Annotated in this window: 2 protein-coding genes and 1 pseudogene; all 3 read left to right on the top strand. The window is 72.7% G+C overall.

What is annotated here, in order from left to right; all coding sequences use genetic code 11:
* A partial coding sequence (locus PROKR_RS35335) for a hypothetical protein (RefSeq protein WP_036965343.1) occupies positions 1 to 252 on the top strand: 252 nt, incomplete at its 5' end.
* 104 nt (positions 253 to 356) lie between these two features.
* On the top strand, positions 357 to 893 hold the full coding sequence (locus PROKR_RS17950; RefSeq protein ID WP_036965359.1) for an RDD family protein: 537 nt from the start codon (positions 357 to 359) through the stop codon (positions 891 to 893).
* A 173-nt stretch (positions 894 to 1,066) separates the two neighbouring features.
* Positions 1,067 to 1,330 (top strand): annotated as a pseudogene (locus PROKR_RS36960) (hypothetical protein); the annotation flags it as partial.

Genomic DNA, 1,330 nt, shown 5'->3' with positions numbered 1-1,330 from the left:
GCCGACGTCGCGGAGGGTGTGCTGCTGCGCGCCTACACGCTGACCTCGGGCACGGATGGCGCGGCCCCGCCGTCGGCATGGCGCCTTGTCGCGGCCGACGGCCGGGTGCTCGACGAGCGCTCCGGCGAGCAGTGGCCCTGGCCGGGCCAGCTGCGCCCGTTCGTGCTCGACGAGCCGGTGCCGCTCACGTCGGTCCGCCTGGAACTGGCCGGGGCCGGAGCCCTCTCCCAGATCGAGCTCCTGACGACCTAGCCGCGGGGAAGCCGCGCCCCGTGCTGCTCACCGCGCGTGTCGGACCTACAGGTCGTCCGGATGTCCTGTAGGTCCGGCACGTGGGGCGCGGTAGCGTCGGCGCCGTGAACTCCGAAGCCTGGCGGCGCATCGCGGCGTGGCTCGTCGACTGGCTCTGCTTCCTGGCGTGGCTCCTGGTGCTCGCCGCGATCGGTATCCCGCTGTACCTCGCCGGTGTGACGGCGGGGTGGTCCGCGGCGACCACCAACGTGGTCTCCGCGCTGCTGACGGCGGTGCCGCTGACGATCTTCCTCGCTGTCCTCGAGTCGGGCCTGCGGCAGGCGACGATCGGCAAGCGCGTGCTGGGACTCCAGGTGGTGGGCGCCCGCGACGGCGGTCGGCTCACGTTCGCCCGGGCGCTGCTCCGGAACGCGCTCAAGGTCGCGGTGCCCTGGACCATCGGGCACGCCGCGGCGATCGGTCTCGTCGGGTCGACGACGGTCGGGCCGGGGCTGATCGTCCTCACTGCGGCGGCCTACGTGCTGCCGGTCGCCTGGGTCGTCACCCTGTTCGCGGGCGCGGGGCGCACGCCGTACGACCGCGCCGGGGGAGCCACGGTCGTCCGTGCCCGGGATACCGCTGGACGGGAAAAAATCCGATGAGTCGGTTGATCTGACAAAAAGTCCACATAGTGGGCAGGTTGCGCCCGTGGCCCTGTGTGCAGGCGGGACAGCGGCATTCGGCGAGTGACCGGCATGTGAGACGCCGAACTGGGGCATTGACGAAGGGCCCCTGACATGAGTGTCTGGCCTTCCGTCCACCCCACGGAGCACTCATGACAGCCATCGACGCCTTTCTGGTCACCACCCCGACCGAGACCGCTCCCGTACCGCCGGCCCGCGTGCCGGCCCGGATCACCCGAGCACCCCGGGCCCACCAGCCCGAACCCACGCACCACCACACGCCCGAGTCAGAGCGCGACGAGGCGCACGACTCGATGTCACCCGAGCAGGCCGGCCGGCTCGCGGCGGCACGCGCCCAGGTGGCCGCCCGTTACGGCGTGACCGCCCGGCGGGCCGACACCGTCGCGCCCCAGGTC

This window comes from Promicromonospora kroppenstedtii DSM 19349 (assembly GCF_000515355.1).
Taxonomy (GTDB): domain Bacteria; phylum Actinomycetota; class Actinomycetes; order Actinomycetales; family Cellulomonadaceae; genus Promicromonospora; species Promicromonospora kroppenstedtii.
Note: the sequence above shows the minus strand (reverse complement) of the source record. Positions and strands in the feature narration are given on the sequence as shown.